The sequence below is a fragment of the Allopontixanthobacter sp. genome, assembly GCF_034376665.1.
Taxonomy (GTDB): domain Bacteria; phylum Pseudomonadota; class Alphaproteobacteria; order Sphingomonadales; family Sphingomonadaceae; genus Allopontixanthobacter.
On record NZ_JAXMJI010000062.1, the window covers coordinates 1 to 7,397 of the forward strand.

7 protein-coding genes and 1 tRNA gene are annotated in these 7,397 nt (G+C 61.8%); 6 read left to right on the plus strand and 2 right to left on the minus strand.

The window, feature by feature from the left end; genetic code table 11:
- The coding region (locus tag U0988_RS06545; RefSeq protein WP_322291823.1) for an ATP-dependent DNA helicase RecG at positions 1 to 1,277 on the plus strand (1,277 nt) is incomplete at its 5' end.
- On the opposite strand, the gene U0988_RS06550 is transcribed toward U0988_RS06545, so the two are convergent.
- Positions 1,274 to 1,750: a low molecular weight protein-tyrosine-phosphatase gene (locus U0988_RS06550; RefSeq protein WP_322291824.1), complete on the minus strand. Its 477-nt coding sequence runs from the start codon at positions 1,748 to 1,750 to the stop codon at positions 1,274 to 1,276. The two genes, U0988_RS06545 and U0988_RS06550, sit on opposite strands and share 4 nt — an antisense overlap.
- An 85-nt stretch (positions 1,751 to 1,835) precedes the next feature.
- On the opposite strand from U0988_RS06550, the gene U0988_RS06555 reads away from it, so the two are divergent.
- Positions 1,836 to 3,611 (plus strand): DUF885 domain-containing protein, encoded by a 1,776-nt coding sequence (locus U0988_RS06555; RefSeq protein WP_322291825.1) that lies wholly within the window; start codon positions 1,836 to 1,838, stop codon positions 3,609 to 3,611.
- Between the two features lie 60 nt (positions 3,612 to 3,671).
- Here the strand turns inward: U0988_RS06555 and U0988_RS06560 are convergent.
- Positions 3,672 to 3,748, minus strand: a tRNA-Pro gene (locus U0988_RS06560).
- Positions 3,749 to 3,858: 110 nt separating this feature from the next.
- On the opposite strand from U0988_RS06560, the gene thyA reads away from it, so the two are divergent.
- From thyA to U0988_RS06580, 4 genes are all read left to right on the plus strand, one after another.
- Positions 3,859 to 4,791: a thymidylate synthase gene (gene thyA / locus U0988_RS06565; RefSeq protein WP_322291826.1), complete on the plus strand. Its 933-nt coding sequence runs from the start codon at positions 3,859 to 3,861 to the stop codon at positions 4,789 to 4,791.
- Positions 4,792 to 4,874: 83 nt separating this feature from the next.
- Positions 4,875 to 6,176, plus strand: coding sequence for a 3-methyl-2-oxobutanoate dehydrogenase (2-methylpropanoyl-transferring) subunit alpha (locus U0988_RS06570; RefSeq protein ID WP_322291827.1), 1,302 nt, complete (start codon positions 4,875 to 4,877; stop codon positions 6,174 to 6,176).
- Positions 6,173 to 7,234 carry an alpha-ketoacid dehydrogenase subunit beta gene (locus U0988_RS06575; protein WP_322291828.1) on the plus strand — a complete coding sequence of 354 codons (1,062 nt, stop codon included), beginning with the start codon at positions 6,173 to 6,175 and terminating at the stop codon, positions 7,232 to 7,234. Before U0988_RS06570 ends, U0988_RS06575 begins: the two co-directional genes overlap by 4 nt.
- Before the next feature lie 5 nt (positions 7,235 to 7,239).
- On the plus strand, positions 7,240 to 7,397 hold a 158-nt coding region (locus tag U0988_RS06580), incomplete at its 3' end, for a biotin/lipoyl-containing protein (RefSeq protein WP_322291829.1).

Genomic DNA, 7,397 nt, shown 5'->3' on the forward strand with positions numbered 1-7,397 from the left:
AGCCCCGCTCGATTGCCGAGATCGAAGGCGATCTGCAGCAGGAAGCGCCGATGCTGCGGTTGCTGCAAGGCGATGTGGGCGCGGGAAAGACCGTTGTCGCGCTGGAAGCGATGCTGATCGCGGTGGAGGCGGGAGCGCAGGCGGCTATGCTGGCGCCCACCGAAATCCTGGCGCGCCAACATTATGAGACCCTGCGCACCATGGCCGGACCTACGGGTGCGCAGGTTGCGCTTCTCACCGGGCGCGACAAGGGGCGGGCGCGGGAGTCCATCCTGATGGGTTTGATGGACGGCAGCATCCAGATCGTGGTCGGAACCCATGCGATATTCCAGGATACGGTCAATTACCGCAATCTCGGCCTTGTGGTAATCGACGAGCAGCACCGCTTCGGCGTCGCCCAGCGGCTGATGCTGGCCAGCAAGGGCCGGCGAACACCGCATACTCTGGCGATGACCGCGACACCGATCCCGCGCACCCTGACACTGGCGCAGTATGGCGAAATGGATGTCAGCCGTCTCGACGAAATGCCGCCCGGCAGGCAGGCGATCGATACGCGGGTGGTGGCGCAGGAACGGCTGCCCGATGTGGTCGAAGCGGTAGGGCGGCATATCGCTGCCGGTCAGCAAGCCTATTGGGTCTGCCCGATGGTGCGGGATCATGAGACCGACGACATCGCCGCCGCCGAAGCGCGCTACGCCAACCTGCGCGAGCGGTTCGGCGAGGAAGTGGTGCTGGTCCACGGCCAGTTGAAGCCGGAAATGAAGGACGCCGCGATGGAGCGGTTTGCCAGCGGTGCCGCGAAATTGCTGGTCGCCACGACTGTGATCGAGGTCGGGGTCGATGTTCCGGCCTCCACCCTGATGGTGATCGAACAGGCGGAGCGGTTCGGCCTCGCGCAATTGCACCAGTTACGCGGCCGGGTGGGGCGTGGTTCAGAGAAATCGACCTGCCTGCTGCTGCGCGGTTCGACCATGTCCGAAACCGCCCGGGAACGCCTTGCCTTGATGCGCGAGACGCAGGACGGGTTCCTTCTGGCAGAGGAAGATTTGCGGCTGCGCGGCGGCGGCGAATTGCTCGGCACCCGTCAGTCGGGCGATACCCCGTTCCGGGTCGCTACGCTGGAACAGATCACCCGGTTGCTGCCACTCGCCCATGACGATGCGCGGCTGCTGATGGAACGGGACGGCGGGTTGTCCGGCCCTCGCGGCGAAGCGGCGCGGATGCTGCTGTATCTTTTCGAGCGGGACTGGGGCGTCCAGATGCTGCGCGGGGGTTAGTCCCTGCCTGTCAGCAGACGCGCTACCAACGCTTCGGCAGCTGCGCTGACATCGGCCCAGGTCGCTTCGAAATCGTCCTGACCGCCGTGATAGGGGTCGATCACCGGCTGCCCCTCCCGGCCTTCGATCACATCCATCAGCAGGGCGATTTCCGCAGTTGCGCCGTCCGGCGCGCGCCGCCGGATATCGCGCAGATTAGCGCTGTCGAGGGCGTAGATATGGGTGAAGCTTGTATAATCTTCCGGCGAGATCTGGCGCCCCCGGTAACCGAGTATATCGATCCCGCGCCGGGCGGCAGTAGTGATGCTGCGCGGATCAGGTGGCCGGCCGATATGATAAGCCGCAGTTCCGGCGGAATCGGCGATTGCCTCCAGTCCAGCCTCTGCCGCCGCCTTGCGAAATGCCGCCTCTGCCAAGGGAGACCGGCAGATATTGCCAAGGCACACGAACAGCACGGACGGAGTTGTTGTCATTTCCTTCGGATATCCCAATCGACCCGAACGTCAAAACTGGACTGACGGGTTTTCTCTCCATAGTCTGCCGGCAAAGGGAATCTCCATGCGCTTCAAATTGATGCTTGCCACTGCCGTTCTTGCCATTGCCGCCAGCGGAGCAGCCCATGCCGCTCCGGCTGATGATTATACCGAATTGCGGGAGGAAATCTGGCAATATACGCTGGATCAAAATCCGCTGACGGCAACCAGCGTGGGTGACCGGCGCGGGGACGGCAAACTGGGCGATAATTCGCTCAGTGCCTATGATGCTTCGATCGCGGAAAACCGGGCTTTTCTCGCCCGCCTGAATGCGATCGACATTGCAGCGTTACCACAGGATCTGGCAGTTGATTACGCGGTCGTGAAGCGCGGCCTCGAAGATGCGATCGCGGGTTCCGAATTCGATCATTCGCGCTACATTACCTTCACGAACCGCGGCGGGTGGTATTCCATACCGGCATCGCTCAGTCACGGATCGCCCTTTTTCACTTTGGCGGATTATCAATCCTACGTATCCCGTCTCGAGGCGTTTGCGGCCTATAACGACGCCGCGCTTTCCCGAACGCGGGAGGCGGTGGCGCGCGGTCTGACGCAGCCATGCATTGCTATGGAAGGGTTCGAAGCCTCTCTCGCCGGCCAGATTTTCTCGCAAGCGGAGGATTCCCCGTCGTGGGAGCCGTTCGCGAAGCGGCCGGCAACAATCTCGGAACAGGATTGGGCAGCGCTGAAAACGCGTGCAGAAACAGCGCTTGAACAAGGCGTGTTCCCCGCATTGCAGGAATTCGCCGATTTCTATGCGGCGGAATATGCCCCCAATTGCCGGACGGAAGTGGGCATTTCGGCAACGCCTCACGGCGCGGCTTATTACGCCAATCGCGTGGCTGATTATACCACGACCGAACTGACCCCGGATCAAATTCACAATCTGGGCCTGAGCGAAGTTGCCCGCATCCGGGCCGAGATGGAAACCGTCGCCGCGGGGGCAGGTTTCGAAAGCCGTGAAGCCTTTATCCAGCACCTGCGAACCGATCCGCAATATTACGCAAAAACGCCGGAAGAACTGATGCAGGCCGCCGGATCGCTGGCCAAGCAGATTGACGGATGGATGCCGCGGCTGTTCGGGAAATTGCCGCGCCAACCCTATACCGTGCTGCCGATTCCGGCGGCGCAAGCGCCCGGCAATACCACCGCCTATTACGAGCTAGGGTCTCTGCAGACCGGCCAGGCGGGCATATACCGGGTCAACACCACCGAACTGGATCAAAGGCCGCTGTGGGAACTGCCCGCCTTGGGGGTGCACGAAGCTGTTCCCGGGCATCATCACCAGATCGCCTTGCAGCAGGAACTGGACATTCATCCGCTGCGCCGCAACGGCACATTCTTCACCGCGTTCGTCGAAGGCTGGGGCCTCTATTCCGAACGTCTCGGGATCGAAATGGGGCTGTATGACACTCCCGCGAAGGAAATGGGGCGGCTCAGTTACGAAATGTGGCGGGCAACGCGGCTGGTGGTGGACACGGGCATCCATTCGAAGGGCTGGAGCAAGCAGCGCGCAGTGGACTACATGCTCGACAATACCGCCTTGTCCGCGGCCAATGTGAATGCGGAGGTCAATCGTTACATTACCTGGCCGGGGCAGGCGCTGGCCTACAAGATTGGTGAGCTGAAAATTCGCGAATTGCGCCAACGGGCAAGTGATGCGCTCGGCTCGAATTTCGATTTGCGCGCGTTCCATGACACGGTGCTGGAAAATGGAGCGGTGCCGCTGAGCGTGCTGGAAGATCATGTCGACAGGTGGCTCGCCAGACAAAGCGCGGACAGCGAAACCGCGGCGCAATAGTCCGGTCGGCCGGGCGTCGTTCTACCCTTGCCTTGTACCGCGAGCGAAATACGGGAAAATTGGTCGGGAAGAGAGGATTCGAACCTCCGGCCCCTGCCTCCCGAAGGCAGTGCTCTACCAGGCTGAGCTACTTCCCGACCGGAAACCGCCCCGTGTAATGCTTCGGGACCGGGGCGGCATGAAGGCGGCGCTATAATCGTGCAGCGGCGGGGTGACAAGTCGGCAATTGCACGGCTAGGAACGACGGATGCTGGAAACAAAACCGCACCCCGAATGGCAATATCTCGACCTGATGCGGCGCATCTGGACAGAGGGCAGCGAGCGCCGCGATCGTACCGGCGTGGGCACGCGGTCGGTTTTCGGGGCGATGCTGCGGTTTGACCTGGCAGACGGGCGGATGCCGCTGCTCACGACCAAGCGGGTGTACTGGAAAACCGCGACGCGCGAAATGCTGTGGTTCCTGACCGGGGAAACCAATATCCGTTCCCTTTGCCAGCAGGGCGTACAGATATGGACCGACTGGCCGCTCGACACCTACCGCCGGGAAACCGGGGAGGACATCAGCCGGGAGGAATTTTCGGACCGTATCGTGGAAAGCGCTGAATTCGCCCGCAAATGGGGCGAACTCGGCCCGGTTTACGGCAAGCAATGGGTCGATTGGCCGACCTATGAGCCGGACGGGCAGGGCGCTTTCCGCAAGGGTGCCGGGATCAATCAGGTGGCCCAGGTGATCGAATCGCTGCTGACCAATCCGGGGAGCCGTCGGCACATCATCGAAGGCTGGAACGTCGCGGAACTGGAGCGGATGGCGCTGCCGCCCTGCCACAAGACCTACCAATTCCACGTCGCCGACGGGCGGCTCAATTGCGCGCTCTATCAGCGTAGCTGCGATGTCGCGCTCGGCTTGCCGTTCAATCTGTGGTCGGCGGCGCTGCTGCAGCGGATGATCGCGCAGCAGACCGATCTGGACCCGGGCGAATTCGTCTGGATGGGCGGCGACACACATTTGTATCTAAATCACGAAGCCTTGGTGGAAGAACAGCTGTCCCGGGAACCGGCGGGCGCGCCGACGCTTGAGATCATGGGGCGGCCCGACACGATTTTCGATTATCGGATTGAGCATTTCGAGGTGCGGGATTACGCCCCGCAAGGCGCATTGAAGGCACCGATTGCGGTCTGATCCGTCCGTCTTGACGCCTCGCGGGTTTTGAAATAAAATAACACACGTATGTAAGAATGCTTCATATTGTGGGAGAGAGCGAGATGGCCGACAGGCCCGCAGATGGAACCGCGCAGGGCAGCAACAAGCCCGCGCTGTCGCTCCACGTTCCCGAGCCAAAATACCGTCCCGGCGACGAGGTGGATTTCTCCCACTTCACCATCCCGGAGGCAGGTGTTCAGCCACGGCCCGACGAGGCGTGCGAGGCTTCCGAAACGGCACCGCTGACGCTCGACCTCGTACGGGTGCTGGGCGAAGACAACCGGGCGCATGGCCCGTGGGACCCGAAGCTGGATGCCGCTACGCTGCGCCAGATGCTCCAGCATTTCGCGATGGTCCGTGCCTTCGACGCACGGATGTACCGCGGCCAGCGGCAGGGCAAGACCAGTTTCTACATGAAGTGCACGGGCGAGGAAGCAACCTCGATTTCAGCGGCAATGGCGCTGGCGTCCGACGACATGGTTTTCCCGAGTTACCGGCAGCAGGGCATATTGATTGCTCGCGGCTATCCGCTGGTGGAAATGATCAACCAGATCTATTCCAACAAGGGCGATAAATTGAAGGGGCGCCAGCTCCCGATCATGTATTCCAGCCGCGAACATTCCTTCTTCTCGATTAGCGGCAACCTCGCCACGCAAACGCCGCAGGCGGTGGGCTGGGCGATGGCGTCGGCGATCAAGGGGGATACCCGCATTGCCGCCACCTGGCTGGGTGAAGGATCGACGGCAGAGGGCGACTTCCATTCCGCCTGCACCTTTGCGGCGGTGTATAATGCACCGGTTATCCTCAATGTTGTCAACAACCAGTGGGCGATATCGAGCTTCTCTGGTTTTGCCGGTGCGGAGCGGACCACATTTGCCGCCCGCGCACTGGGTTATGGAATAGCCGGCCTGCGCGTGGACGGAAACGATCCGCTCGCTGTCTATGCAGCAGAGCGTTGGGCCGCAAACCGGGCGCGGTCCAATGCCGGACCGACCTTGATCGAACATTTCACCTACCGCGCGGAGGGGCATTCGACTTCCGACGATCCGGGCGCCTACCGCTCTGCCCATGAAGGCGAGGAATGGCCGCTGGGTGATCCGGTCAACCGGCTCAAGAAGCACCTGATCGCGCTGGGCGAATGGGACGAGGAACGCCACGCAGCCATGGACATCACCTGCGCCGAAGAAGTGAAAGCCGCCACGAAGGAAGCCGAGAAGAACGGCATTCTCGGTCACGGCCTGCATCATCCGTTCCACACAATGTTCGAAGACGTGTTCGAAACGCTGCCGTGGCATCTGGAAGAACAGGCCGCGCAGGCGATCCACGAACGCGAAGTCAAATGGCCGGAGGGCCGCAAGCCATGAGCGCGCCGGAAACCATCAATGACGCGCCGGTCGTGACCGAAGACACCCGCCGGTTGAACATGATCGAGGCGATCAACGAGGCGCTTGCCATCATGCTCGAGCGCGATCCGGACGTCATCATCATGGGTGAGGACGTCGGCTATTTCGGCGGCGTGTTCCGCGCCACGGCGGGTCTGCAGGAAAAATTCGGCAAGACCCGGGTGTTCGATACGCCGATCTCCGAATGCGGCATTATCGCCGTGGCGGTGGGAATGGGCGCTTACGGCCTGCGCCCGGTGCCGGAAATCCAGTTCGCCGATTACATCTATCCCGGTCTCGACCAGCTGATTTCCGAGGCGGCACGGCTGCGGTACCGCTCGGCTGGCGAATATATCGCACCGATGACTGTGCGTTCTCCCTTTGGCGGCGGAATTTTCGGCGGGCAGACACACAGCCAGAGCCCCGAGGCGCTGTTCACCCATGTGTCCGGCATCAAGACAGTGATCCCGTCCACCCCCCACGACGCCAAGGGTTTGCTGATCTCCGCCATCGAGGACAATGATCCGGTCATCTTCTTCGAACCCAAGCGAATCTATAACGGTCCCTTCACGGGATTTTACGACAAGCCGGTCGAACCGTGGAAAAAGCATCGGGATAGCCAGGTGCCGGAGGGATATTACAAGATCCCGCTGGGTAAGGCGCGGACCGTGCGCGAAGGCGAGGCGCTGACGGTGCTGGTTTACGGCACGATGGTCCATGTGGCGGAGGCAGTGTGCGAAGCCCGCGGTGTCGATGCCGAAATCATCGACCTGCGCACGCTGGTGCCGCTGGATATCGAGGCGATCGAAACCTCGGTCCGAAAAACCGGACGCTGCCTGATCATCCACGAGGCCACGCGCACTTCCGGCTTCGGCGCGGAATTGTCCGCGCTGGTGACGGAGCGCTGTTTCTACCACCTCGAAGCGCCGGTCGACCGCGTGACCGGTTTCGACACCCCCTATCCGCACAGCCTCGAATGGGCGTATTTTCCAGGCCCCGTCCGCATTGGTGAGGCCATCGACAAGATCATGAGCGAGTAACCGCAATGGCCCGTTTCACATTCAACCTGCCCGATATCGGCGAAGGTATCGCCGAGGCCGAGATTGTCGCCTGGCACGTCAAGGTAGGCGACCGGATCGAGGAAGATGACCAGATCGCCGACATGATGACCGACAAGGCGACGGTCGAAATGGAAAGCCCGGT